Source organism: Gracilibacillus marinus, assembly GCF_042651725.1.
Taxonomy (GTDB): domain Bacteria; phylum Bacillota; class Bacilli; order Bacillales; family Amphibacillaceae; genus Gracilibacillus; species Gracilibacillus marinus.
The window spans coordinates 360181-386875 of the sequence record NZ_JBHSDV010000001.1 but is presented as its reverse complement, the minus strand read 5'-3'; the positions used below and the strand labels follow the sequence as shown (position 1 = coordinate 386875).

The 26695-nt window shown below is 36.3% G+C and carries 25 protein-coding genes; all 25 read right to left on the bottom strand.

The window, feature by feature from the left end:
* Nucleotides 1-24: 24 nt before the first annotated feature.
* Nucleotides 25-984 (bottom strand): glycosyltransferase, encoded by a 960-nt coding sequence (locus ACFOZ1_RS01830; RefSeq protein ID WP_390195226.1) that lies wholly within the window; start codon nucleotides 982-984, stop codon nucleotides 25-27.
* A gap of 19 nt (nucleotides 985-1003) precedes the next feature.
* A complete protein-coding gene (locus tag ACFOZ1_RS01825) occupies nucleotides 1004-2023 on the bottom strand; it encodes a glycosyltransferase family 2 protein (protein WP_390195224.1) in 1020 nt (339 codons plus the stop codon).
* 14 nt (nucleotides 2024-2037) lie between these two features.
* Nucleotides 2038-3414, bottom strand: a complete 1377-nt coding sequence (locus ACFOZ1_RS01820; RefSeq protein WP_390195222.1) for an O-antigen ligase family protein — start codon at nucleotides 3412-3414, stop codon at nucleotides 2038-2040.
* A gap of 218 nt (nucleotides 3415-3632) precedes the next feature.
* Entirely contained in the window at nucleotides 3633-4685 is a 1053-nt protein-coding gene (locus tag ACFOZ1_RS01815; RefSeq protein WP_390195220.1) for a glycosyltransferase family 4 protein, read from the bottom strand.
* 206 nt (nucleotides 4686-4891) lie between these two features.
* Entirely contained in the window at nucleotides 4892-7960 is a 3069-nt protein-coding gene (locus tag ACFOZ1_RS01810) for an efflux RND transporter permease subunit (RefSeq protein ID WP_390195218.1), read from the bottom strand.
* Nucleotides 7961-7962: 2 nt separating this feature from the next.
* The gene (locus tag ACFOZ1_RS01805) at nucleotides 7963-8826 is read right to left on the bottom strand and encodes an efflux RND transporter periplasmic adaptor subunit (protein ID WP_390195216.1); all 864 of its coding nucleotides are present in this window, start codon (nucleotides 8824-8826) and stop codon (nucleotides 7963-7965) included.
* Nucleotides 8826-9674: a TetR/AcrR family transcriptional regulator gene (locus ACFOZ1_RS01800; RefSeq protein ID WP_390195214.1), complete on the bottom strand. Its 849-nt coding sequence runs from the start codon at nucleotides 9672-9674 to the stop codon at nucleotides 8826-8828. The genes ACFOZ1_RS01805 and ACFOZ1_RS01800 overlap by 1 nt, the downstream gene beginning before the upstream one ends.
* 206 nt (nucleotides 9675-9880) lie before the next feature.
* Complete coding sequence (locus tag ACFOZ1_RS01795) at nucleotides 9881-10204, bottom strand: hypothetical protein (RefSeq protein WP_390195212.1); 324 nt, start codon at nucleotides 10202-10204, stop codon at nucleotides 9881-9883.
* 59 nt (nucleotides 10205-10263) lie between these two features.
* Complete coding sequence (locus tag ACFOZ1_RS01790) at nucleotides 10264-11052, bottom strand: hypothetical protein (protein WP_390195210.1); 789 nt, start codon at nucleotides 11050-11052, stop codon at nucleotides 10264-10266.
* A gap of 155 nt (nucleotides 11053-11207) precedes the next feature.
* A complete protein-coding gene (gene fabZ, locus ACFOZ1_RS01785; protein WP_390195209.1) occupies nucleotides 11208-11624 on the bottom strand; it encodes a 3-hydroxyacyl-ACP dehydratase FabZ in 417 nt (138 codons plus the stop codon).
* 17 nt (nucleotides 11625-11641) lie between these two features.
* Nucleotides 11642-11929, bottom strand: coding sequence for a DNA-directed RNA polymerase subunit beta (locus ACFOZ1_RS01780; protein ID WP_390195207.1), 288 nt, complete (start codon nucleotides 11927-11929; stop codon nucleotides 11642-11644).
* A gap of 24 nt (nucleotides 11930-11953) precedes the next feature.
* Entirely contained in the window at nucleotides 11954-12772 is an 819-nt protein-coding gene (locus ACFOZ1_RS01775) for a flagellar hook-basal body protein (RefSeq protein WP_390195206.1), read from the bottom strand.
* Nucleotides 12773-12788: 16 nt separating this feature from the next.
* Nucleotides 12789-13607, bottom strand: a complete 819-nt coding sequence (locus tag ACFOZ1_RS01770) for a flagellar hook-basal body protein (protein ID WP_390195204.1) — start codon at nucleotides 13605-13607, stop codon at nucleotides 12789-12791.
* 38 nt (nucleotides 13608-13645) lie between these two features.
* Nucleotides 13646-14644, bottom strand: coding sequence for a rod shape-determining protein (gene mreB, locus ACFOZ1_RS01765; RefSeq protein ID WP_390195202.1), 999 nt, complete (start codon nucleotides 14642-14644; stop codon nucleotides 13646-13648).
* 228 nt (nucleotides 14645-14872) lie between these two features.
* A complete protein-coding gene (gene spoIIID, locus ACFOZ1_RS01760; protein WP_390195200.1) occupies nucleotides 14873-15172 on the bottom strand; it encodes a sporulation transcriptional regulator SpoIIID in 300 nt (99 codons plus the stop codon).
* A gap of 784 nt (nucleotides 15173-15956) precedes the next feature.
* Complete coding sequence (locus ACFOZ1_RS01755) at nucleotides 15957-16988, bottom strand: AimR family lysis-lysogeny pheromone receptor (protein ID WP_390195198.1); 1032 nt, start codon at nucleotides 16986-16988, stop codon at nucleotides 15957-15959.
* A gap of 220 nt (nucleotides 16989-17208) precedes the next feature.
* The gene (locus ACFOZ1_RS01750) at nucleotides 17209-18102 is read right to left on the bottom strand and encodes a peptidoglycan DD-metalloendopeptidase family protein (RefSeq protein WP_390195197.1); all 894 of its coding nucleotides are present in this window, start codon (nucleotides 18100-18102) and stop codon (nucleotides 17209-17211) included.
* Nucleotides 18103-18192: 90 nt separating this feature from the next.
* Entirely contained in the window at nucleotides 18193-19263 is a 1071-nt protein-coding gene (gene spoIID / locus ACFOZ1_RS01745) for a stage II sporulation protein D (RefSeq protein WP_390195195.1), read from the bottom strand.
* A gap of 195 nt (nucleotides 19264-19458) precedes the next feature.
* Nucleotides 19459-20763, bottom strand: coding sequence for a UDP-N-acetylglucosamine 1-carboxyvinyltransferase (gene murA / locus ACFOZ1_RS01740; RefSeq protein WP_390195193.1), 1305 nt, complete (start codon nucleotides 20761-20763; stop codon nucleotides 19459-19461).
* 35 nt (nucleotides 20764-20798) lie between these two features.
* Complete coding sequence (locus ACFOZ1_RS01735; protein ID WP_390195191.1) at nucleotides 20799-21518, bottom strand: YwmB family TATA-box binding protein; 720 nt, start codon at nucleotides 21516-21518, stop codon at nucleotides 20799-20801.
* A gap of 95 nt (nucleotides 21519-21613) precedes the next feature.
* The gene (locus ACFOZ1_RS01730) at nucleotides 21614-21853 is read right to left on the bottom strand and encodes a DUF1146 family protein (RefSeq protein ID WP_390195189.1); all 240 of its coding nucleotides are present in this window, start codon (nucleotides 21851-21853) and stop codon (nucleotides 21614-21616) included.
* A gap of 438 nt (nucleotides 21854-22291) precedes the next feature.
* On the bottom strand, nucleotides 22292-22690 hold the full coding sequence (locus tag ACFOZ1_RS01725; RefSeq protein ID WP_390195188.1) for a F0F1 ATP synthase subunit epsilon: 399 nt from the start codon (nucleotides 22688-22690) through the stop codon (nucleotides 22292-22294).
* A 32-nt stretch (nucleotides 22691-22722) separates the two neighbouring features.
* Nucleotides 22723-24126 carry a F0F1 ATP synthase subunit beta gene (atpD, locus tag ACFOZ1_RS01720; protein WP_390195186.1) on the bottom strand — a complete coding sequence of 468 codons (1404 nt, stop codon included), beginning with the start codon at nucleotides 24124-24126 and terminating at the stop codon, nucleotides 22723-22725.
* Nucleotides 24127-24174: 48 nt separating this feature from the next.
* Nucleotides 24175-25041: an ATP synthase F1 subunit gamma gene (atpG, locus tag ACFOZ1_RS01715; RefSeq protein WP_390195184.1), complete on the bottom strand. Its 867-nt coding sequence runs from the start codon at nucleotides 25039-25041 to the stop codon at nucleotides 24175-24177.
* A 125-nt stretch (nucleotides 25042-25166) separates the two neighbouring features.
* Entirely contained in the window at nucleotides 25167-26675 is a 1509-nt protein-coding gene (atpA, locus tag ACFOZ1_RS01710) for a F0F1 ATP synthase subunit alpha (protein ID WP_390195182.1), read from the bottom strand.
* Nucleotides 26676-26695 lie beyond the last annotated feature (20 nt).

Below are 26695 nucleotides of genomic sequence, written 5' to 3'. Positions count from 1 at the left end.
TCTTTTTACTAAAGTTCTGTAATATTACAATACCTTTTTAATAAAGAAATAAATTCTTTTTAGTATTTTTCTAATTTTGTAATATATAGTTAATTTGATTTTTGTAAATCCAGTAATAACGTATATCTCTTTTAGTTTCTCTCTTTTGTATTTTTTATCTACATGTATATTTGATAAAATACTAAATATTTTTTCTATTCTTTTGATAATTAATCTCTGCTCACTCACTGATTGATATTTTTCAAACAATCTCTCCATCTGCTTTAGCACAGTTAAATAAGAATCAAAACTTTTTATTGATGCTGTATCCTTATATGTCGTCATAACAGAGTTCTCTCTATAGCGTCTTTTGTAATAATCTTTAGGATCATATTTCACACTACTAACATTTAAAAAAACTTCTAATGTAAAGAGCTCGTCTTCATATAAGATTCCACTAACAAACCTTATGTTCTTTTGAATAATGATTTCTTTTTTCACAATATACAAACAAGGTGATGTGGAATAAGCTACTAGATTTTTTTCTAAAAATTCATTTTTATTATATACTCGATTAGAATCAAAATATCTTTCAAAATTATATTGATTTTTAACAATATTATAATTTTTATCTGCTGAAAATGGTTGTGCTGAAAATCTAATTAAATCAAGAGCATCTCTTTCCATTGTAGCAATTAAGTTTTCTATTGTATCAGGTAAAATATAGTCATCTGAGTCAAGAAAATATAAATATTTTCCTTTTGAATTATCAATACCTATATTTCTACACACTGCTTGTCCTTTGTTACTTTGTGAAAACATGTAGAAATTATCATATTCCTTATTATATTTTTCTAAAATCAATTTACTATTATCTGTACTACCATCATTGATCATTAATACTTCTAAATTCGGATATGTTTGATTTAAAATTGAGTTAAGACATTCTTCTAAATAATCTTCTACATTATATACAGGAATAATAATAGATACTAATGGTTTCATATATAAAGCCTCTTCCAATTTATTGTTTTACTTTATAGTAAAAATCTTTTACTACAATAAAAAATATGTCTTTTACCTTTTTGTTAGTAATTGTTTCTCTATATATACGTAATTTTTCTCTCGTACCGAATGATTGATTAGAGATTCCAATTCTTAAATTTTCATCTAATATTATCATAAATTTATCTTTATTAAATATACTATTTGAATTTGCCCATTCTTTCAATTTATTTATAACTACAGGAATATTATCAATATTCTGTATCGATTTTGGATTTTGAGAAAAAATTTGATTATAAATAAATTTTTCTTCTTCTGTCAGGTTAATTCCATAATAATTTAATAAGTCCTCATGTATTCTACTTATAAGTTTATTTCTTTTTTCTAATTTCTCTTGTTTTGAAACCTTTGTAATGTTCTCATGTCCTGTTCTGTATTTTAACAAGTAATCTTCAACCACTTCAATTTTTCCAACTTTGGACAATTGCGCCCAAAATTCATAATCTTGGGATACAAAAAAATCTTCATTGTATGACAAATTATTCTCTTTCACAGTAGAAATTCTCACCATTGAAGATGGATTAGAAATAGGTGTAAAATACAATAACATCATTTTTATTTCATCCGCTTTAGTATATCTCACAGAGATCTTCCGCTCATTATTGTCTGTAAATTTAATATAATAACTCCCGATAGCATCAATATCGGGGTTATTTTCTAAATAGTTTACTTGTGTTTCAATTCTAGTGGGCATTGCAATATCATCCGAGTCCATAATCGCCATATATTTCCCTCTAGCTTCTCTCAATCCTACATTTCTAGTATATGGTATTCCTTTGTTTCCTTTATTCTGTAACAACCTTATTCTTGGGTCGTCAATTGACTGTATAAGTTTTACCGAATTATCAGTAGAACCATCATCAACTAATAAAAGTTCAATATTATTATATGTTTGATTCAATATACTGTTGATTGATTCTTTTAAATATTGTTCACTGTTAAAAACAGGAATAAATATAGTTACTAGTGGTTTTTTCATATCAACACCTCTATCTATTCATTACAATTTTTTGATGAAGTGGCTACTATCGTATACAAGTACGAAAAAATAACAGCAAAGTATATTCCTGAAGAAGGGTTTAAAAATATATGGCCAGCAAAGGCAGCAATCCCTACACCCATACCTAACTGAATAGCACTAATAAAAACACGCGCATCGAATTTCTTAAATTTGTTTTTAAACAAAGAATAAACAATAATTATACCCATTATAAGAAATGGTGCAAATAGTAAAATTGATCCTAATATTCCGTATCCAAAGAACAAATCTAAAAAGTCCATTTCGATTAATTTCAACTTTTCCGGATAATTTCCACCAGGCCCCATACCTAAAATCCATTGCGATAATGGAGCTTCTTTCCAATCTTGTATGGCATTATCTAAAAATTGATCTCTTCCACTTAGAACTTTATTTGTCATGACCTGTTCTTTAATATCAAATTGATTTTCATCTATTTCTTCTTGAGTAGGTTCTTGATTTCCCTCTTCATTCGGTTTTACTTCTTCTACTTTTTTATCATCATCACTAAACAGTGAATCCAAACCAAGATTGTTACCTACTGCTGATTGCGGTACATATATCATCGCGAAAATGGATATTAGTAATAAAAAACATAAATTTAACCATTCTTTTTCTTTTTTAATTAATCTAATTAGAACCACAAATAAAGTTATAGCTATACCTATGATAATCGCACCTAATCCCACTTTAGTTCCTACAGTAAGTAACGACCATATAGTTATCGGTACTAAAAAGAATAATAAAAGCTTATATGCGACCTTCTTACTATTTATCAAATGCAACAATAAAATACCAAAGGATAACGCTAGTAATGCACTTAAATCATTTGCAGAGAAAAACCATCCTGAGTGTCCTTCTTTCCCAGGATAATCATAGCTTGAATTCCCTGTACTTGTCCATTCAGCTAACAACATGATTAAGTTAATTACGAATATATTGAGTACAATCAGCTTCTCTACTACATTTCCCCATTTTATCTTTGATTTTATAGAAATAAACACAGTACTATATATAAGTAACATTTCTATTACATATATGGTCTTAATTCCATAAGTAACTTCTTGCATCAAACTATATGGATCTTTAACTAAGTAATTATTAATTGTATTTGCTACTATAAATAGTGATAATAGTATAATGTATATTAATTTCACAAAATTATTTTGAACTTTATTATTTACTAATAAGTATATTAGTCCAACTCCCATCGCAAATACTCGCACCAGTAGCGAAAAGGAATTTCCAAAGTAAGACACGAAATCTAAAATAGGTTGAATTCCAATAAATGCAATAAAAAATATTTCTATATATCTTGTTATTTTTTCTTTCTCATACCTCTTCTCGAACATTTCTCTCCCCCTAATTTTAAAAAAATGCACATACATTAAAATATTATACATCACTTATATTATAAATTCGACAAAAGATTTAAGTTATTTTTCAATTTTATTAGTATGCCATTTTACATAATACTCTATTCCAAAATACTAGCAATTTCACAAATAAAAAACACTAAAGAAAAACAATGATTCTTTAGTGTTCATTTATAAATATTCGAATTTAGACATTAGTTTTTGGCAGTCTTTTTAAAGCCGATCAACTTCAAAATCGGATAATAATTTTCATGAATTAATCCTGTTAACTCTACAATTAACTCCACAATTAACAATAAACTAATTATAATTACAGCAGCACCCCATAATGTTGCCTCAGTAAATATTACTGCCGATATACTAAACAAAGCCGCCATAATATAAATAATTAACACTGTTTGTCTATGTGAGAATCCTAACCTTAATAAACAATGGTGCAAATGTAATTTATCTGGTGACGATAATGGCTTTTTGTTTACAATTCTTCTAACTATTGCGAATAGTGTATCGATAATTGGTACAGCTAATATAATAATTGGAACTAGTAATGAGAACATAGCAATATTTTTAAATAACCCTGATACCGCTAGTACACTAATCATATATCCTAAAAATAATGATCCACTATCACCCATAAATATTTTTGCTGGATGAAAGTTAAATACTAAGAACCCTAAAGTACTACCTAATAGAATAAAACCTAATAAAGCAATTAGTGGGTTTCCCATAGTAACGGCCAATATAGAAATAGTAAATATAGCTATTGAAGAAACTCCCGCTGCCAAACCGTCCAAACCATCTATAAGATTAATAGCATTCGTTATACCTATAATCCAAATAATTGTAATAGGTATAGCAAAATATCCAAATTCTAATCTATCAATAAAAGGTAATGTAACAAAATCTATTCTAATTCCACCAAGTACAGTAATTGTCGCAGCTATAAATTGACCAATTAGTTTCGTTTTAGGAGAGATTTCCTTAATATCGTCTAAAACGCCTGTTAAAACTATTATTAACGCACCTAACAATATTGGCCATGCTACAATTGTTTTTGATATAAAAAACATACTACCTATAAAGAAGCTTAAAAATATTGCTAATCCTCCTAGTCTAGGCATGATTCTTTCATGAACCTTACGAGCATTTGGTTTATCTGTTGCACCGATTTTAAAAGCAAATTTAATGACAATTGGTGTTAATAATAATGTTATAACAAAGCAAGTAATAGTTGCTAAATAAAGCATATCTCCGTAAACCTCCATATTGGATAATTAAATTTATTTTCATAGTTTACTAATAAAATATTTTACAATATCCTGAAATATTATAAACAAAATCTATATTAAAAGCAACATTTATCCTAATTTCATCGTAAAAACTTAATAATATAACAAAAGAAAACCTATAACACATTATCAAATGTGCATAGATTTTCTTTCTTGTTTCATTCTTATGCCTTTCTAAACTTCCCTTTCACTTTCTCTGATAAATTATCAAAGAACGTATAAATTACCGGGATTAACACCAATGTAAATATACTTGATACAGTCAAACCGAATATAACCGTAATTGCCATTGGTTGTTGTGTTTCGGCGCCTTCTCCGTAACCTAATGCTAGTGGTACCATTGCGAGTATTGTCGTTAATGTTGTCATTAAGATTGGACGGAGACGTGTTTTTCCTGCTTGCATGATTGCTTCATATCTGTCCACACCCCGTCTTCTGACAATGTTAATGTAATCGACGAGAACAATCGCATTATTTACAACGATACCGGCGAGCATAATGACCCCAATGAACGCTGTAATGGATAGTGGTTGACCTGTAATGAATAGTCCACCAAATACCCCAATTGCTGTTGCAGGCATCGAGAACATGATGATAAATGGAAATAGGAAATTCTCGAATTGTACTGCCATTACGGCATATACAAGGAAAATCGATAACACTAATGCAAGAGCTAAATCAGCAAATGCTTCAACCATATCCTCCGCTTGCCCACCAATAGAGTAAGAATAATCATCACTTGGGAAAGACATGCTTGCTAATTTTGCTTCAATATCTTCTGTAACACTTCCTAGATCACGCCCTGAAATGGCTGACGTAACATTTACAGTACGTTGTTGGTTTTCTCTTGTAATCGATGCAGCACTTTGTTTTTGTTCAAAGTCAGCAATCGTTAATAGCGGTAATTGTGTACCTTGTTGATTTTGAATCATTAAATTCTCTAGGTCACTGATGGATTCACGTTCATCTTCTGGATAGACGAGCTGCACATTAATCTCATCACCCGCTTCACGATATTGCATGATCGTTTGGCCAGTGAAGCCGACTTGAATTTGACTCATTACTTCTTGATAGGTGAGACCATATTGTGCCGCCAACTCTCGATTTACAATAATGTTCATCTCTGGTTGTGTTTCTGAAACAGATGTAGATGGATTATAGACACCATCAATTGTACTTATATCTGTAACTACTTGATTCGCTAATTCTTCTAGCACTTCTTGTTCTGGTCCTGTTAATTTAATTTGAATTGGATCACCTGTACTCATCCCACCAGAACTCATTGTACTTACAACAATTTCTGCTCCTGCAATAGATTGCATTGCTTCATCCATTTCCTGAACGATTTCATCTGTTGATTGCTCACGTTCATCTTTTGGTACTAATTGAATTTGATACGATGCAGAGGATGAACCCGACATAATTGCTTGAGACGGATCTCCACTACCAACTGTCACGTAACTTACATCAATCACATCATCATATTGATTGATTTTTTCATTGACTTGTTCTGTTATTTCTAATGTCTTCTCTTCTGCTGTTCCAACAGGTGTTTCGACAGTAACCGCAATCTGCCCTTGGTCCCCTTCAGGAATAAAGGCCGTTCCGATAAATGGCGTTAAACAAACACTACCGATAATCGCAACAACCGTAATCGCAATCGTTGTTTTACGGAACTTCAGCGCTTTTTCTAATACTTTTGCATATCCATTTGATACTTTATTTAAGAAACGATCAAACCAATATCTTCTACCAGTTTCGTCTGTTAATTTGCTTAACAATTTAGACGAAAGCATTGGTACTAAAGTTATTGCAACAATTAATGATGCAATAAGTGAGAACGAAATCGTTAATGCTAATGGCGTGAATAATTCAGATGCAATTCCATCAACAAAGACAATTGGTAAAAATACTACAAGTGTTGTTGTTGTCGATGCAATAACAGCTGGTGCAAGTTCTTTTGCCCCTTTAATTGCGGCATCCTTCAATGAATAGCCACGTTGGCGATAGGATACGATATTTTCTAATATAACAATCGAACTATCGACCATCATCCCAATACCGAGCGCTAATCCACCCATCGTTAAAACATTTAATGTTTCCCCAGTGAAATATAGTAAAACAAATGTTGATACAATCGCAATTGGAATCGATAGACCGATAACCATTGTCGCACGGAAACTTTTTAAGAAAAGTAATAATACGAGTAAGGCGAAAATACCACCAAAGATCATATTTTGGATGACTGAATTAATCGATTGTTTGATAAAGTCTGCTGTGTCCACAACCATTTTCAACTCGACACCATCAGGCAGATCTTTTTGTAATGTATCAATCGAATCAATGATATTATCTGATACCTCTACTGCATTTCCATCTGATTGTTTTAAGACACTAAGCACAACAGCTTCTTTATCATTCACAAGTGTCGTTCCATTTTTCTGTGTCGTATCATCAACTGTCGCGACATCTTGTACTTTGATTTGCGCGCCTTGTGGTGTTTGAATGATGGTATTTGCGATATCATCAACAGAATCAAATGTCCCATCAATACGTAACTGTAAGTCTTTATCCCCTTTTTGGACTGTACCTGCAGATGCAGATTGACTCGCACCACCTAATGCTTGTTGAATGAATTGGATAGAAACGCCATATTGATTCATTGCCTCTCTATTCAGTTCTAGATTAATGACACGCTCCTCGCCACCTTCGATATTGACAGATGCTACGCCACCTTGACGTTCAAAGTATGGCTTCACTTGGTCTTCAGCAATACTTTGTAGTTGCGTTGTGTCACTACCAGTTAATCCCACCCAAAGAATCGGTAATTGATTCGGGTTAAAACGTAAGACGCTCGGATCATTTGCCCCATCTGGTAAAAATGATTTAACTTGGTCCACACTTTCTCTTACTTCTAATAATGCATTATCTAAATCCGTCCCATTTTGGAACATAATAATGACTAATGAAGCGCCCGATTGGGATTGAGATTGAATGGTATCCACACCTTCAATCGAGCTTAACGCACCTTCAATCGGTTCAGAGACGAGTGACTCGACTTCTTGTGGTGCTGCATCTGGATAACTTGTCGCAACAACCGCAATCGGCAATTCAATCTCAGGGAATAAATCAATTGCTAAGTTACGAACAGATACGACACCCATTGCAATAATAGCGAGGACAATCATGATTACCCCAACAGGGCGTTTGACGGCTGTACTGACTAACTTCATGATTATTCCTCCTCTGCTATTTCTATTTTGCTACCATCAGATAATGTTAATTGCCCATTCGTTACGACTTGAGCTCCTTTTTCTACCTCTGCTTCGATGGCAGTATGTGTTGATTGTGTGGATTTTACAGTAACTTCTACTTTCTTCGCTTTGTTGTCTTCCACTACGTAAACAAATGTCTCATCATTTGTTTCGACTAAAGCACTTGTTGGGATTAATTTTGTTTCTTTGACAACAGTTTCTGTGACTTCTACTGTTGCAACAGCACCTGCTTTTAGATTCGCTGATTCATTGTCAATCGATAATTCAATCGCAAAAAGGCCTGTTTCTCCAGCCATTTGTGCAGTATTTTCTACTGTTGCTTGGTATGTTTCTTCTTCATTATTTTGCATACGTACCGTTACTTCTTCGCCTTCTTTAAAAAGGTCTACTTGCACATCTGGTACTTGTAACTGTACTGTCAATGTGTCTAAATCCACAATCGTCGCTAGTGGCTCTTGATTCGATGCAATCGATCCTTCTTTTGCAGTTAATTGTGCAATGGTGCCATCTGCAGTTGCTTCAACCGGGATATTTCCTTGTTGTGTTTGAATTGTTGCAATACTGTCGCCTTCTTCTACTTCATCACCATTTGACACTTCTAATTCTGTCACTTCACCTGCCATTTGAACCATGATTGGTATCGTTTGGTTAGGCATTGTGCGACCATAAAACGTTCGAACAGTATTTAGATTTCCTTCTGTCACTTCACCAACTTCTACTGTTGTCACACGGTCCTCTGCTTTTTCCGTATCTTCTGCATTATTTTCTGAACATGCAGCAAGTGTAATAATTGTAAATACTAACATAATGAGTAATTTACGCATTAGTATTGTCCCCTCTCCTCTATCTTTTGAATAATACTTTTGATTTGTGTAGCAATTGCTTCTTCTTGTTCCAATTTTTCAATCATTGAATAGACGATAATCATTTTCGGATGCATTTTTTGTAATTCTTCTTCGATGACGATGACCGCATCTAATAGTTCTAACTTATTCTCCAAATTACTTCTTTTAATTTTTGTTCTTATTTTCTCTAGTTGTGTATGGACGTTTGAACAATCAAATTGCAGTGTTTGTATATGAAATAGTGGCTCCTCATTTGCCTCTATTTGTTTTTGAACGAGTATATCAAATTGTTGCAGAATATTTTTGGCTAAGTATTTTGGATCAAATTCTAATTTATGAATCGCGATCCATTTAAAATAACTTCCGACTAATCCATCGAGTTGGATTGTTACATCCACAATATATGGTTTGACCTTATCTCCATACATAGCGAGCACTCTCTCTGTCGTCCAATCAAATGTCTGCTTATGTACTTTCGCAACAAGCCCATCCATTTTGTCACCAATATGAATATTATCTCTAAAATGCATGAGCAAATATTCCTTATGGTCACGGAAAAGTGTCATAATTTCTTCGAGTTGACGTTCGAATTGTTTGAATGGGTCACTCTCTGTATCGATTACCTTTTCTAACTTTTCAATAATGACTCGTGTATAAAATTCAAAAATAGAAATGAGTAAGTCATCTTTTGATTCAAAATAAAGGTAGAATGCCCCTTTGGATACATTCGCGGTTCTTGCAATTTCAGAAATCGACGTTGCATGAAATCCCTTCTCAGCAAAAAGCTTCATGCTTACTTCGATAATCTTTTCCTTTTTCTTATTCATAATTTGTAAACCTCGCTTTCCTTCATACGAACGACATAGCCAAATGTTTCACAAATGTATAACAAAATCATAGAATGACCGGTCAGTCAGTATCTGATATGAACTATATCATGATAAGAAATGGGGCGCAAATTATTTGTCTTAAGGTAAGAAATACATAGAAAAAAAGCCCCCTAAGCATAGGAAGGCTTCCGCATTCATTATAATTATTGCTCGTCTTCTTTTTTCTCATCTTCGCCATCAACGGCATCTTCCATATTTTGCTCTGTCTCATCTAGTCCTTCTTCAACAGAGTCACCTAGATTGTCGTCTTTATTTTCCATGTCACCATCTGGTTCTTGTTGCGTCTCTCCAGTTTCATCTGTTGCTGGTTCTTCTTCCATTGGTGCTTCATCATCTGCAGGTGCTTGCTCATCTGTTGGCGCTTGTTCTTCAATTGGCTCTTCTTCCTCTTCATTAGAAGCACAACCGAAAAGTAAACCTGTTGATAATGCAACCGCACCTAACATTTTTACATATTTCCATTCCATTACACATAGCCTCCTTTCCAACGTATCTTCTTCGTTAGGATAACCAGTTTCGGAATGAATTATGCTAGTGGCGAAATTATTTTTTTGTAGATCCCGTCTTTTCCATTTGCATAGATGTACTTGCCGCGAAGAAAGACAGGACCAATGATGCGTTTGCCAAAGTTATCTACTAATTGGATTTTATCTTTTTGCGCATATGTACGACCTTTTTTTCGATATCTAATTAGTTCATTTCCAAGAGCAAGTCCAATTAATCCATTCTCATCAAATGCGAATTGTTGGATGCTCGTCTCCCCTTCGATACGATAGCTCGACTTTACTTTCTTCTTTTCATTGAGTGTGACAATTTTGAAATCATCATAATAATAAAATTGAACATGTGTACTGCTCGTGACATTAAGCGCATAGCTATCGATTATCGAAAACTTCCTCGCACCCCATAATTTCTCCCCACTTTTATCAAATGCAATGACACCATCACTTCCAATTGGCTCTTCCCAACCAAAATTCCCAAAAATACCTTCATCAAAATATCCTACCCAAATCGTATCTGTTTCATCAATTTGCATTTGCTCAATGCCGTCACCAAGCGTAAATGCTGAAATGAGTTGTCCATTCGGATTGTATATTCTTGCATTGCGCTCGATTACTGTACCTTTCTTCTCGCACCTCGATTGAACAAGGAGAATCGTACCATCTGAAAACATATCCACTTCTGTCGGAATAAAAGCAATGTTCTTTATTTCTATTGTATCTGTATTTTCCTCATCTATTATACGTATTGTCCAATTCGCCTTTTTTACTGGCCGCTCAAAATAATCTAGCTCTTGTTGATCTGTTTCAATCAAGATGAGTTTTCCCTCCATTGTGATCTGCGCTGAGATGAAGTTACGTGTTGAGTGATATGGGATTATTTTTGTTAATGTCATCTTCTCCATAGTAAACTCCCTTTCCATAGAAAAAGCATACCAATCTCCTGATGGGGTATGCTCTCTTCTATCTATTACTTCACTGCAAATGTAATCTCAGCTTCACAAGCTAATTCGTCGCCTACTTTTGCGACTGCTTTGCCTTTACCAATTGGACCTTTGATTCGGATAATTTCTACTTCTAGTGAAAGTTGGTCGCCTGGCTTTACTTGACGCTTAAAGCGACATTTGTCAATCCCTGCAAGGAATCCAATTTTCCCTTTGAATGCATCTTTACTCAAGATAGCAACAGCACCTACTTGGGCCAATGCCTCAACAATAAGAACACCTGGCATGACAGGATAATCTGGGAAATGCCCTTGGAAAAATGGTTCGTTGATTGTGACATTCTTGATTCCACTTATTTTGTTTTCTTCTATTTCAGTTATACGATCAACAAGAAGAAAAGGGTAACGATGTGGAATGGTTTCTTTAATTTGTTCGATATCCATTATGTATCTTCCTCCTATTACTTCTCTACACGGACAAAATCAATAATATGTTTCCATGTTTCTAAACGTAAGACATCAAGGGGGCTTCCATCTCCAAGTACACTAAATCCGACAATTAAGCCAATAACTAGTGCAAACAAGCTACAAAATAGAATGATTAGAACTTTTAGCCAGACAGGAATTAACCGGAGAACGTAGACTTTCTCCTTCTTTCGCTGCTTCTTCGTTTCTTTTTTTTCTAATTTTGCATCTTGCCTTCTTTTCTGATTCTTATCGGTTTGAACTGTCTTCTCTTCATTTGACATTAGAAATGGCTCCTTACCTCTTACTTAACGTAATTGATTAATTAATCCTTGCATTTGGTCATGCATAGAAATAGATTTCGCATTGAATTGGTATGCACGCTGTGTCTCAATCATTTCAGTCATCTGTTCTTGTATACTTACATTAGATGCTTCTAATGCTCCAGCTCTTACATTCAATTCATTCACTGGAATATCCTCAATAATTTCCGCTTGGTCGTAGGATGCAAGTGTTAATTCTGACAGTCGATACAGATTATCACCAGTACTTTCTAATAGACGTGGACGAATTGCTTGGACAACACTTAATTGTGCTTCTTGCGTTGCGACACCATTTCGCGTTACCATCACTTGTCCATTCTCCCCGATTTCAAGTGCTTCCATATTGTCTTCTAATAGAATTGGACCATTTGCACCGAGTACAGGATTGCCATCACTTGATACAAGCATCACTTGCCCGTTATCCATTGGACTTAAGTAAAAGTTCCCTGCACGTGTATAACGTGTTTCTGTCGCACCATTCTCTGTTACACTTACTTGAAAGAATTGATTGTCTTCAAGTAAAGCAACATCTAAGTTCCGATCTGTTTGTTGCAACGAACCTTGGGAGAAATTGATATTCGTATGACCAAGTCTCGCCCCAGAACCTAGTCGAATGCCTTCTGGAGTTAATCTTGTCGGATTTGTTTCATCGTTCCCTATTTGTTGCATCAATAAGGATGAGAAATTCGCTGTACGTTGTTTGTATCCATTCGTATTCGCATTCGCTATATTATGACCAATATTGTCTAGCTTCTGTTGTAATTGGGCCATTGTGACAGCTGCCTGTATATTCATCCTGCTCATCTTATTTCACCACCTGTTAGCCTAGTCGGGCAATTTCATTGACTGCTTTGTCTAAACTTCTGTCATATGCTTGTACTACTTTTTGATTTGCTTCAAATGCTCGATATGCTTGCATCATCTCAGTCATTGTCTGACCTGTATCCACATTCGAACTTTCTAGATAACCTTGTTGGATTTCAAATTGTAATCCCGCTACCGCTCTAGCATCTTGAAGAGCGCCTTCTTCTACTTCAAAAAGGTCTTCTCCATTTTTAATTAAATCATTTGCGTTCGCTGTGTATGTAACACTTATTGGTATCTCTCCATTTTCTAGTTGAAGTAACCCTTCAGGTGTCACTGTAAATGCTTGTCCATCAGTATTGATTGGATTTCCGTTCGCATCTAATACATAGTAGCCTTGGTTTGTTGTTAAATTACCTTCTCCATCTACAGTGAAGTTCCCATTACGTGTGTAACGAAATTCCCCATCATTGTTCTGGACTTGGAATAGAACCATTCCTTCTTCGTCAGGTATTGCACCTTGAATGAGTGCCATATCTGTTGTCGTACCTGTCTCACGTAAAGTCCCTTGTGTAAAATCAGGAATTGTTTCTTGGACATAGACACCTGTATTGATTGCGCCAATCTCTGTCATTGTCAGATGCTTTCTATCTGAACTTACAGGCAATTGAGTATTTTCCATTCGTTGTAGTAATAACTCTGGAAATGCGCGTAATGTCGCTTGGTCTTGTTTGTAACCAGGTGTCAATGCATTTGTCATGTTGTTTGATAACACTTCTTGTTTCCGTTGTTGTGCCATCATTCCAGATGTTGCTGTATAAAATCCTCTTAACATAATTCGTCTACCTCCTGTAAGTTATGATGGTCTATGTATTACACAATGGAGCGTTCTAATTTATCAATATTATCCAACATAATGCCTGTCCCTTTTGCAACACAGCTCATTGGCTCTTCTGCTAGCAATACAGGTACTTTTAATTCTTCTGCTAATAATTGGTCAATTCCATGCAATAATGCGCCACCACCTGTTAAAATAACGCCACGATCAATAATATCTGCTGATAATTCTGGTGGTGTTTTTTCTAGGACTGTTTTAGCACTTTGTACGATGACTGCAATCGACTCTCTTAACGCTTCTTCTATTTCCTCTGAATGGATGGTAATCGTACGTGGAAGACCATTCACAAGGTCACGACCACGAATATCAATCTCTTCACTACGCGCTCCTTTGAAAACTGTCGCCACATTGATTTTGATATCTTCTGCTGTACGCTCTCCAATTAATAATTTATATTTACGTTTTACATATTGAAGGATTTCTGCATCGAATTTATCGCCAGCCATTTTGACTGATTGTGCTGTAACAATATCCCCCATAGATAGAACTGCGACGTCCGTTGTTCCACCACCGATGTCTACAACCATATTTCCGCTCGGTTGGAAAATATCCATACCAGCACCGATTGCTGCGATTTTTGGTTCTTCTTCTAAGTACACTTTCTTCCCACCAGATTTCTCTGCAGCTTCACGAATTGCTTTTTGTTCTACTTTTGTAATGTTTGTTGGGCAACAGATTAACATTCTTGGCTTAGATAAGAACCCTTTTACATTAATTTTGTTAATAAAATATTTCAGCATCGCTTCTGTCACATCAAAGTCAGCGATTACTCCGTCTTTTAGTGGGCGAATTGCTTCAATATTTCCGGGAGTACGACCAACCATACGACGAGCCGCTTCTCCTACTTCTAATACTTTACCTGTATTGCGATCCATCGCAACAACAGATGGCTCATCAAGAACGATGCCTTTCCCTTTCACGTGGATCAGCACATTCGCTGTTCCTAAATCTATTCCGATATCTCTTGATAACATAATAATTTGATCCTCCCAGCATAATCATTGCATTGTCATGTACTTTTATATATGAAAAAAACAGATTCATTTCTTATGATTGAACAAAATATCTCTAATTATATATAATAGCACAAAATATTTTTTTTAGTTACTAATTTTGTTGAAAAAAGGAAAATAATTTATCGAGCTTTGTCCATTGTATGTAGTAACAGAAGTTATGTAATAAGAAGAGGATCAAATGGTTGATTATTTGAGCATTAGTGAGTCAGAATGCGGTGATTGTGGAGGTTCTTTTTTACCATGTAATTGATACTTCATCTTCGTTGCCTCGCCACCTCTTAAATGTCTAATTGCTTTATGATGACTAAGTATTTCTTTGACTTCATTCGCAAGCTCTGGATGGATTTCTGGTAGCCGTTCTGTTAAGTCTTTATGCACAGTGCTTTTGGATACACCAAATTCTTTTGCAATTACTCTAACGGTTTTCTTTGTTTCGACAATATGCTTCCCGATTTTTATTGTACGTTCTTTAATATAATCATGCATGCTCCACGCCTCCCTATGTTGTCGGTCTAAGGTGTGAACAGAGACAAGCTAATCTGTTATTCATTTGTAGGGGAGAATGATAGGTGCTAGAAACATCTGTTAAAACAATATTCTCACCTTAGACAATTGTTCATGATTTGTACCATTGTATTAGCTTGTAGCATGCTTTATGCCAATATTTTGGTGGAGATGTTGTTTTAGATGGGTGGTGGATGTGTTGGGTGGGATTGTTTCGGGGACGCGGGGATTCTCTGAGCCACGTGGGGATTCTCTGGACGACGCGGGGATTGTCTGAGCCACGCAGGGATTCTCTGGACGACGCGGGGATTCTTTGAGCGACGCAGGGATTCTGTTAATTGGAAGTTTACAAACTGCTTTTAATTAAATAATTAATGATGGGTTTTAATTAATTTCAACATGGGGGCGTGTGGAATTCGTGCGTCGCTCATTTTATTCCTGCGTGGCGCGTGGATTCCCTGCGTCGCTCATTTTATTCCTGCGTGGCGCGTGGATTCCCTGCGTCGCTCATTTTTTTCCTGCGTGGCGTGTGGATTCCCCGCGTCGCTCATTTTATTCCTGCGTGGCACCCAGATTCCCTGCGTCATCCACATAATCCCTGCCTCACACACCTAACCCCACGTCACACAAAAAAGCAGCACGTACCACTCTTATGGTACCATGCTACTTTTTCGTTTACCCTACATCCCCAAAGTCTGGATCTACACATTTCCTATAAGACTTTACGTGCATTCCTATTAACTCCTTTTTCCAAAAAAGTTTTCGCTTATAATCCAACCATTTCTGTTGCATGTAATGGTAATTTCGCAAAGAAATGGTCACCTCTTTGTTCCATAAACCCTTCGAATGAATGAATAAAGTACTTCTGGTTATTTGTCGCAAGTCCAAGATAATATTGTGTAAAAGGCGTTTCTACAGAAAGTTGTTCAAGTATGTTTCTCGCCTTCATTTGGTTTCCCTTCGCAATTTCAATATGTGCCTGTTCGATAGGATTTGTTGTCATAATCCCTTCAATTTGTCCAAAATGTGCACAGATAAATGGTTTTGCAAAGTCGGCGATATAACTTACAATTTCCTTGTTTTCTAAACGTTTGGCTAGTAGTGTTGCTTCGTCAATATGATAAATTGCTGCTTCAAAATCTTCATAAATATAACTTAGTCCTAAATAAATATGAAGTTTCGCTTTTTGAAGTGAATAGTCTGGATGTTGTAGAACACGATAGGCATGTTTTCTCGCTAGTATTAATTCATTTCGTTTCCAATAATACATAAACAAAAGTATGTGTGTTCTTATGTTGAAGGATGTCGCTAGTAGAGGATTGTCGATCTTTTGAAGTAATGTTTGAATTTTGTTTAAATAATAACCTAGTCTGTCATATTGCTTACGTGTGATATCTATTTCTGCATACAGGAAATAATGTAAACATTGTAATCCTAGGTCACTCGTCAAAATACTAGGTGTCATTTCAATGATTTCATCTATCTTTCTATTAAGACTAGCATGTGACATATGCTGATAATAATTGGCATAGAGGCGATTCAATGGATTGTCGCTTTCTTTATTTATATGTATGAAGTAAGTTAATTCTTCATGACAACCATGTAAATAAAAAAACTCTAGTGCTAATCTATTATCTAAATTAGAATGACTCTGTTGACAAAAGTCTTTCACTAATTCAATCATTCGACTTTCGTCATTCGACAACTGAACCATCGAAATAAATTGGTGTAGCTCTAAACCTGTTCTTGATTCTAAATACGAATTGATTATCCCGTCATATCTTTTTGAATTTCCCATTTTTCTTCCCCTTTCACAATTACTAATTATTTCACATTCGAGAATTTTTTCAATAGGATTTTCATCACATTCGTTCGTCAAATACTCAGTTAAATCGACAATTCCGACAAATATTGTTCGAGGAGTTACAGCATTCGTGCTAATGTGAGATATTTAGGATTAACATTACAAAAAAATAACCCAAGGACTAGTTTACCTAGGCTTGGATTATTATTCGTTACTATGCATTTTTTGTAGATTCTGCAGAGGAATGAGTATGCTCATCTGTTGTTTCATTTTCTGCATCGTCTTCAGTGTCCGTTTCTTTGTCAGATTCTGTATCTGTGTCTGTTTCATTGCTTTCGTCTGCATCTTGCTCATCTGTTGTATCTTCTGCATCTTCGTCCACATCTACGTCTTCTGATTCACTTTTCGATGGTGCTTTGATTGTGTTGATTGGTTTGTTTAAAAATGTTTCTGGATTAATCGGTTCGTCGTCTTTACGAACTTCAAATTGTACATGGATACCATTTTCTGCGCCTAGATTACTTTGGCCAGCAGTTCCTAGTACTTGCCCTTGTTTTAATTCTGTTCCTTCTTCTACTAATACTTCACCTAAGCTAGCATAGTATGTTGCGATTCCTTCGTCATGCACCATTTTTACCATCATGCCCCAGAGTGGATCTTGTTTGATTTCTGCTACTGTACCAGATAATGAAGCCATCACATCAAATGCTTGTTGATCAGCAGTCGTAATTGCAATCCCATCACTTTGTTTGTACTTATTTTGATATAGGATTAATGCTTTTTCTTGTGCTGCTTCATCTGCACTGTAATCGTAGAATTTTGTTACAATGTCCACTTGTAAATCTTCAGCGACTGGTAATTGTAGCACTTCTTGTTGCTGCATAACTGGCGCTGCATCATCTGTACCTTGGTTTTCTGATTCAGATTCATTATTTAATTGATTACTTAAATCTTCCGCTAGATCTGCACCTTGATTTGCGATATTTTGGTACCAAAGAACGACAGATAAAAGCAGTGCTGCTACACCTAGATAAACTGCTGGAAAGAACCATTTTTTCTTAAAGAGACGTTTCCAACCATTTTTTGAAACGTTTTTGTTTTCCTCCATTTTTCATCACCTCAGCAACCATTCTGAACAAATGAAGGAAAAATTATACATGGATAAGAAAAATTTTTTTGTAAATGATAAGTAAGTTTGCTAATTTGTTGATTGAACGAGCAAAGTCGGCGCTGCTTTTTCTAATGTTTCAATTGTCGTCCCCTTATAATAATAAGTTAGGATATCTTGGTATGTCTTTCCCTCTAATGCCATTCCATGCGCACCATATTGACTCATACCGACACCGTGCCCATATCCTTTCGTTGTAAAAACAAAATGATCATTCTTTCGCGTTATTGTGAAATCATTGGACGGAAGCTGTAACTTCTCTCTCACTTCTCTTCCTGTAAAAGTAGTGCCAGCAATTGTAGCTGTCTTCACACGATTGCTATCTGTTCTTGTTATTTGAAAATCTGCTGCATTACTTCCTAATGTCACGCCTAACTTTTGTTCCACTTCTCCTACCGTTAAAATTACTTGATCAATGAATTTAGGTGATAACTCTTCATCCCAAGGGCTTTCCACTATTCGCAAATATGGCAATTCATTTTGCCAATAATCTTCTGAATTCTCTGTGTAGCCATTACTTGTCGAGAAAAAGGCTGGTGTAATTGGTTCAGCATTATATGTGATAATTTCTCCTTGTGTTTCTGAGACGGCCTGGGTAATTTTGTCGATTTTCCATTGATAATCCTGTCCCCACACTTGACGTAATTCATCATTATTTTTAAATACTTGATGTTGGACTGTATCTGTCACATCCGCGCCACCAGGTAATTCCTCTGCATTCTTTTGCATGAGAAAACGAACAATGTATGTTCTTGCTGCTAATGCTTGTGCTTTCAGTGCTTCTAATTCAAAGTCTGCAGGCATTTCAGATGCTACAACATGAACGACATATTCTTCAAGTGGAATTTTCTCTACTTCATTTGTTGCTGTCCGTAGCACTTGTACATGGAATGGTGATTCTAGTGCGCTCACTTGTTTCGCCTGTGCTTCTGTTGTCGTTGCATTCGTTGTTTCGATTGAGCTTGCTACCGTTCCTTCTCCTTTAAATGGAATCACAACAATTGTCGGGAGGAGAAACATAATACATAACAATGCAGATGCTAAAATGATGGTGGGAACTTTCCAATTAATAGTACTTTGTTTTATTTTCCGTTTTGGCATGTACAACCTCCTCTAATCTTTCTATTCTATCTATATTGTGTAAAATGAAAGATTAGAACTATGTACATGCTCTATTTTGATAGAAAAGCATAAAAGCGTAAGCGTCCGTTTAAAAACGTAGCAACTAAATTGAAAATAAAAAATAAAAGACTAGCTCTATGCATCATAATCTATGCATAAAAGCTAGTCTTTTTCTTATTGTACTTCTACTTGCTTATATGTTACTGTTTCCATAATTACATCATCATTCACTCGTTCGATATCTGCTCCTAATTGAGCGAATTTACCTGTAATATCTACATATCCTCGATCAATATGATGTAAAGATGTTACTCTTGTCATTCCATCAGCCACTAGTCCTGCTAAGATAAGAGCTGCTCCTGCACGTAAGTCTGTTGCAGCAACTTCTGCACCTTGTAAGGAACCTGGACCCTCTACAATTACACTACGGCCTTCAATCTTTAATTTTGCATTCATACGACGGAATTCTTCTACATGCATAAAGCGATTTTCGAAAACTGTCTCTGTAATGACACTTGTTCCACTTGCTTGCAACATCAGTGCCATCATTTGTGACTGCATATCTGTTGGGAATCCAGGATGTGGTAATGTTTTAATATCTGTTGCCTTTAATTTCTTTGGTCCAATTACACGGATACCAGTTCCTTCTTCATGAATGCGGACACCCATTTCTTCCATTTTCGACACAACCGAACGTAAATGGTCAATTTCTGCATTTTCGATTAAAACATTCCCACCAGTGATTGCAGCTGCTACCATAAATGTACCTGCTTCTACTCTATCTGGGATAATCGTGTGTTCTGCACCGTATAATGTATCTACACCTTCAATTTTGATTGTTTCTGTTCCAGCGCCGATGATTCTTGCACCCATTTTATTTAGATAATTAGCCAAATCTACTATTTCTGGTTCTTTTGCGGCATTCTCAATTGTTGTTCTACCTTTTGCTAATGCTGCAGCCATCATAATATTTTCCGTTGCACCAACACTTGGCATATCTAAATAAATCTTCGCACCTTTTAATCTACCATTTGTTGTTACTTCCACAAATCCATTTCCGACATGGACAGATGCTCCCATTGCTTCAAAACCTTTTAAATGTAAATCGATTGGGCGTGATCCAATCGCACAACCACCCGGTAATGCCACTTTTGCATGGCCATATCTTGCTAGTAAAGGTCCTAAAACCAATACAGATGCGCGCATTTTTCGTACATATTCAAAAGGTGCTTCTGTAAATAAGTCTTCTGTTGCATCCACTACTACGGTATTATTATCGTAATTTACATCTACATTCATATGTTTTAATACTTGATTGATTGTATGCACATCTGCCAATGCAGGTACATCATGAATAATACTTTTTCCTTTGCTTGCAATTATACTAGCAGCGATGACAGGCAAAACGGCATTCTTTGCACCTTCTACTCTCACTGTGCCATTTAATTGCCTTCCGCCACGGACGATGATTTTTTCCAAGGTTCATTCTCCTCTGTAGTCCATATTCATTATTATTAATATTCAATAACTAGGATAGGTGTTCCTATTATGAGTTCTGTTTGATTGTCTTCGGTATTTTTTACTGCTATATGGGCATTCTGCTTATAATCGTCCATCACAATCGTTTGTTCCCATTTCGGTGTATAACCTGTCCATGTTGAAAAGTTCTCGTCTGTCAATTGGTTACGTGTGTCAATTTGTAATTGTTTAGTTAGCTTTTTGATTAAGCAAACAATATCCATAATACCATCATTCAAAGCTTCAATACAAGAAAAATATTGCGCATTATCTGTAAATAATTCATTAGTAGTCCGATTAATTTTTTCCATATAGTCTTTTTGTACTTCTTTTGAATATTTCGATGACGATATTTCATACATAATCTGATATCGTTTGTCATCAATAGCCACAATTACAATAGATTCGCTCACTTCTATTTCTTTATGGGTGTCTTCGGCAATGTATTTTTTTACACCTTGTTCATTGGTAGATTCTTTAATTTTGTACCCTTCTAATTTCCCTATGAAACTATGAATATCTAAAATAGTTCTATTTTCCCTAATCATAAGTTGCCATTTTTTTAGCTTGAATTGTTGTTCCGTAATAGCCTCATACATATCGTCAATTGGTTGTAAAACATCCGTCTGGCTTGTTGCTAATGTTTCTCTCCAAAGTAAAGTTGTCGTGATTATAAAAATAATGATACCAATATAAAATTTATTTAAATAGTTCATTTCTCCACACCTCTATTATTTTAGTTACTAGAAGTGTTGGCATAAAATGAACTATTTAAACCATTATTTCTTCGACAATTTTATAACTTACTAGTTTACGAGAAAATATAAATTAATTGTTGAGACCAATTTAATATGTCTAAAAAGAAATTACTAACAGTAGTTCCAATTGCAATCGTAATAAAAATGATTAAGACCCTTGCTTCAAATACTCTATTTTTGTGAAATAAGTCATCAAATTTCACCGCAAGTAGCACTTTCCATGTAAGTACAATAAAAAATAAATGGGAAATGAACCCGACCAAGCTATCTTGTAACAATTGTTGTTCTAACATGTGTACACCCTCCTTTATTTTTTTCGACATTATTATCTATTTCCCGGGAAATGGGGTAATAAAACGACAGATTCATTGGTAAAATTTGTTGTATTATCGGAAGGGCACGACGCAAGAATAATTTTAGCCACGCAGGGATTATCCGAGCCACGCACGAATTATCCGAGCCACACAGGAATTCCTCCAACCACGCACGAATTATCCAAGCCACACAGGAATTCCCCCAACCACGCACGAATTATCCGAGCCACACAGGAATCCCTCCAACCACGCACGAATTATCCGAGCCACACAGGAATCCCTCCAACCACGCACGAATTATCCAAGCAACAAAGCAACATCTTCTCCCACACCACAACCTAATTCCCCAAAGCATCCTCAAACAAATCCCTCACAAAAAAAGGTTGCCATCAACGATTGTTGAAGCAACCTTTTTGTTTACTTGTTCTCGACTACGTTCAGACGATTTAAAGCACGCTTAAGTGCTAATTCTGCCCGTCTGAAGTCAATTTCATCTTGTTTAGCTTGCAAACGACGCTCTGCACGTTCTTTTGCAGCGCGGGCACGCTCAATATCAATATCATCTGGACGTTCTGCTGATTGTGCAAGAATCGTCACTTTGTCAGGACGCACCTCAAGGAAACCACCACTTACGGCAATGCGTTGTGGATTTGCTCCCTTTAAGCGTACAGAACTAATTGATAATGGCGCAACAAGTGGAATGTGCCCTGGTAAAATACCAAGTTCTCCACTCTCTGCTTTACAGCTAACCATTTCAAATTGATCTTCCAGAACAGGGCCATCCGGAGTAACAACACTTACTGTTAGTGTATTCAACAGAACCCCTCCTTAGGCGAAAGTGCTTGGAATTACGCCATTTGTTTTGCTTTTTCTACTACTTCTTCAATACGTCCAACTAAACGGAACGCATCTTCTGGAAGATCATCATATTTACCTTCAAGAATTGCTTTGAATCCTTGTACTGTTTCTTTTACAGGAACATAAGAACCTTTTTGGCCTGTAAATTGCTCAGCAACGTGGAAGTTCTGAGATAAGAAGAATTGGATACGACGTGCACGAGCAACTGTCAATTTATCCTCATCAGATAACTCATCCATACCTAGGATTGCGATAATATCTTGAAGTTCACGATATTTTTGTAATGTACGTTGCACTTCACGAGCAACTGTATAGTGCTCTTCCCCAACGATTTCAGGGTCAAGTGCACGTGATGTTGATGCAAGTGGATCTACCGCTGGGTAAATACCTTGCTCAGATAATTTACGATCAAGGTTGGTTGTTGCATCTAAGTGAGCGAATGTTGTAGCAGGTGCCGGATCCGTATAGTCATCGGCAGGTACATAAATCGCTTGGATTGATGTAACAGAACCTTTATTTGTTGATGTAATACGCTCTTGTAATTGACCCATTTCCGTTGCAAGTGTTGGTTGGTAACCTACGGCAGATGGCATACGACCTAATAGGGCAGACACCTCTGAACCTGCTTGCGTAAAACGGAAAATGTTATCAATAAATAGTAACACGTCTGCACCTTTTTCATCACGGAAATATTCCGCCATTGTAAGTCCAGTAAGTGCTACACGCATACGCGCTCCTGGTGGCTCGTTCATTTGACCGAATACCATTGCAGTTTTTGAGATAACGCCTGAATCTTTCATTTCATAGTAAAGGTCGTTCCCTTCACGTGTACGCTCTCCTACCCCTGCGAATACGGAAATACCACCATGCTCTTGTGCGATATTGTTGATAAGCTCTTGGATTAGTACGGTTTTACCTACACCCGCACCACCAAATAGACCAATCTTACCACCTTTGATATATGGAGCAAGTAAGTCTACTACTTTAATACCTGTTTCTAGAATTTCTGTTTCTGTTGCTAAATCTTCAAACTTAGGTGATTCACGGTGAATCGGGTCACGGCGTACATCTGTAGCCATTTCTTCATCTAAGTCGATTTTTTCACCAAGTACGTTAAATACACGTCCTAAAGTTGCATCCCCAACAGGAACAGAGATTGGTGCTCCTGTATCAATTGTAACAGCACCACGTTGGATACCGTCTGTAGAAGCCATTGCAATTGTACGTACTGCGCCATCACCTAAGTGTAACGCAACTTCTAGTGTCAATTCATGTGCTTGTCCTTCCACTTGATATTGCACTTTTAACGCGTTATATATTTCTGGGAGATATCCGTCTTCGAATTTTACATCGATTACTGGTCCCGTAATTTGCGTAACGTATCCTTTAGCCATCAAATTCCCTCCTAACTGATTCATTCATTGCCTGTTAAACATATCAATCTATTCTAATGCAGCTGCACCACTAACAATCTCGGTGATTTCTTGAGTAATAGCAGCTTGTCTTGCACGGTTATATTGCAATGATAGATCTGCAATAAGTTCGTCTGCATTATCTGTCGCACTTTTCATTGCTGTCATACGAGCAGCATGTTCACTTGCTTTACTGTCAAGTAGTGCGCCAAAGATTAAGCTCTCTGCATATTGTGGCAATAATACATTTAAAATTTCTTGTTGATTTGGTTCATATTCATACATGCTTGTTGCACTTCCAACTGATTTTTCTTGTAAATCAGTAAGTGGCAATAATTTTTTCGATGTAACTTGTTGAGAAATCGCACTAACAAAGTGATTGAAGAAAATCACTAATTCATCAATTTCACCATCAATAAAAAGCTGTACTGTTTCAGATGTTAAATCTTTAATATCTGAGAAGCTTGGTTGATCAGATAAGCCTGTAATCTCTTTTAATACTGGAATGCCGCGTTTTTTAAAGAAATCACGACCCATTCGACCTACTGCAATGACAGTATATTCATCTTGTGATTGATGGCGATTTTGAATGGTGCGGTATACTTCACGAAGTACTCCACTGTTAAACGCACCAGCAAGTCCACGATCTGATGTAATGACAAAGTAAGCTGTTTTTTTCACTTCACGTGATTGAAGCATTGGGTGTTCTGCATCTTGTGCACTTGCCGCAATACTTGAGACAACTTCTTTGATTTTGTTACTATATGGATCGAATGCTTTAGCAAATTCTTCTGCTTTGCTCAATTTCGCTGCAGATACCATATGCATTGCTTTCGTAATTTGCTTCGTTTTTTGTGTAGAGGTAATCCGTGTCTTAATATCTCTAAGTGATGCCACGTTTCATTCACCGCCCTTTCCTTCTCACAAGTAAGAAGTACTTACTTATTTTCTTTCCGATAAGCGGTTGTTCAAAAAGTGAGATAACGAGTATCTTCCTTTTTGAACACGCACTTTCAACGTTCTTATTCAGAAACTACGAATTGTTTTTTGAATGTTTCGACTGCATCTTTCATTGCTGACTCATCTGCTAATGCACCAGTTGTACGAATGGTTTCTAGGATATCTTTCTTGTCTTGATCCATCCATGCTAAGAATTCCTCTTCAAAACGAGTGATATCTTCTACTGGAATATCATCTAAGTATCCTTTTGTTAATGCAAAAATAATCATAACTTGCTTCTCTACAACTAATGGCTTGTGTAGACCTTGTTTTAACACTTCTACTGTACGAGCACCACGGTTCAATTTCGCTTGTGTCGCTTTGTCTAAGTCACTACCAAATTGTGCAAATGATTCAAGCTCACGGAATGACGCTAAATCTAGACGAAGCGTACCTGCAACTTTTTTCATTGCTTTAATTTGTGCAGAACCACCAACACGTGATACAGAAAGACCTGCGTTAATCGCTGGACGTACACCAGAGAAGAATAAGTCAGATTGTAAGAAAATTTGACCATCTGTAATGGAGATTACGTTAGTCGGAATATATGCAGAAATATCCCCTGCTTGTGTTTCAACAAATGGTAATGCAGTTAATGAACCGCCACCTCTTGCATCACTAAGCTTAGCCGCACGCTCTAGTAGACGAGAGTGTAAGTAGAATACATCTCCTGGGAATGCCTCACGACCTGGAGGACGACGTAATAATAGAGAAAGCTCACGGTATGCGTTCGCTTGTTTTGTTAAATCATCATATACAACTAATACGTGCTTGCCATTGTACATGAACTCTTCACCCATAGATACCCCAGCATATGGTGCTAAGTATTGAAGTGGTGCAGGCTCACTTGCTCCGGCAGAAACAACGATTGTATAATCTAATGCTCCGTATTTACGTAGAACTTCTACAGTACCACGAACAGTTGAGTCTTTTTGACCGATTGCAACATAAATACAGATCATATCTTGATCTTTTTGATTTAAAATTGTATCAATCGCTACAGTTGTTTTACCTGTTTGGCGGTCACCGATGATTAACTCACGTTGCCCACGACCGATTGGTACTAATGCATCAATCGCTTTAATCCCTGTTTGTAATGGTTCATGAACAGATTTACGGTCCATAACTCCAGGTGCTGGTGATTCGATTGGACGTGTTTTTGTTGTTTCAATAGGTCCTTTACCATCTACAGGTTGTCCTAGTGGATTCACGACACGACCGATTAATTCCTCACCTACTGGCACTTCCATAATACGACCAGTACGACGAACTTCATCCCCTTCACGAATTCCTGTGTAAGGACCAAGGATTACGATACCAACATTTGATTCTTCCAAGTTCTGTGCCATACCCATGACACCATTTGAAAATTCAACTAGCTCACCAGACATAACGTTATCTAACCCATGTGCACGTGCGATACCGTCACCGATTTCGATAACTGTACCAACATCGCTTACTTGGATGTCTGATTCATAATTTTCAATTTGCTGTTTAATCAGTGCACTGATTTCTTCAGCTTTAATGCTCATGCCAATTCACCCCTATCATC

Coding starts and splice junctions, on each gene's coding strand:
- ACFOZ1_RS01825 (WP_390195224.1), bottom strand. CDS start 2,023: ATGAAAAAACCACTAGTAACTATATTTATTCCTGTTTTTAACAGTGAA.
- ACFOZ1_RS01770 (WP_390195204.1), bottom strand. CDS start 13,607: ATGTTAAGAGGATTTTATACAGCAACATCTGGAATGATGGCACAACAA.
- atpA (WP_390195182.1), bottom strand. CDS start 26,675: ATGAGCATTAAAGCTGAAGAAATCAGTGCACTGATTAAACAGCAAATT.
- spoIIID (WP_390195200.1), bottom strand. CDS start 15,172: ATGCATGATTATATTAAAGAACGTACAATAAAAATCGGGAAGCATATT.
- mreB (WP_390195202.1), bottom strand. CDS start 14,644: ATGTTATCAAGAGATATCGGAATAGATTTAGGAACAGCGAATGTGCTG.
- ACFOZ1_RS01775 (WP_390195206.1), bottom strand. CDS start 12,772: ATGAGCAGGATGAATATACAGGCAGCTGTCACAATGGCCCAATTACAA.
- spoIID (WP_390195195.1), bottom strand. CDS start 19,263: ATGCCAAAACGGAAAATAAAACAAAGTACTATTAATTGGAAAGTTCCC.
- ACFOZ1_RS01810 (WP_390195218.1), bottom strand. CDS start 7,960: ATGAAGTTAGTCAGTACAGCCGTCAAACGCCCTGTTGGGGTAATCATG.
- ACFOZ1_RS01830 (WP_390195226.1), bottom strand. CDS start 984: ATGAAACCATTAGTATCTATTATTATTCCTGTATATAATGTAGAAGAT.
- ACFOZ1_RS01780 (WP_390195207.1), bottom strand. CDS start 11,929: ATGTCAAATGAAGAGAAGACAGTTCAAACCGATAAGAATCAGAAAAGA.
- ACFOZ1_RS01815 (WP_390195220.1), bottom strand. CDS start 4,685: ATGCTTTATTTAGCAACTATTACTTGCTTTGTTATAACATTATTATTA.
- ACFOZ1_RS01805 (WP_390195216.1), bottom strand. CDS start 8,826: ATGCGTAAATTACTCATTATGTTAGTATTTACAATTATTACACTTGCT.
- ACFOZ1_RS01755 (WP_390195198.1), bottom strand. CDS start 16,988: ATGGGAAATTCAAAAAGATATGACGGGATAATCAATTCGTATTTAGAA.
- ACFOZ1_RS01735 (WP_390195191.1), bottom strand. CDS start 21,518: ATGAACTATTTAAATAAATTTTATATTGGTATCATTATTTTTATAATC.
- ACFOZ1_RS01800 (WP_390195214.1), bottom strand. CDS start 9,674: ATGAATAAGAAAAAGGAAAAGATTATCGAAGTAAGCATGAAGCTTTTT.
- ACFOZ1_RS01795 (WP_390195212.1), bottom strand. CDS start 10,204: ATGGAATGGAAATATGTAAAAATGTTAGGTGCGGTTGCATTATCAACA.
- fabZ (WP_390195209.1), bottom strand. CDS start 11,624: ATGGATATCGAACAAATTAAAGAAACCATTCCACATCGTTACCCTTTT.
- ACFOZ1_RS01820 (WP_390195222.1), bottom strand. CDS start 3,414: ATGTTCGAGAAGAGGTATGAGAAAGAAAAAATAACAAGATATATAGAA.
- atpD (WP_390195186.1), bottom strand. CDS start 24,126: ATGGCTAAAGGATACGTTACGCAAATTACGGGACCAGTAATCGATGTA.
- ACFOZ1_RS01730 (WP_390195189.1), bottom strand. CDS start 21,853: ATGTTAGAACAACAATTGTTACAAGATAGCTTGGTCGGGTTCATTTCC.
- ACFOZ1_RS01750 (WP_390195197.1), bottom strand. CDS start 18,102: ATGGAGGAAAACAAAAACGTTTCAAAAAATGGTTGGAAACGTCTCTTT.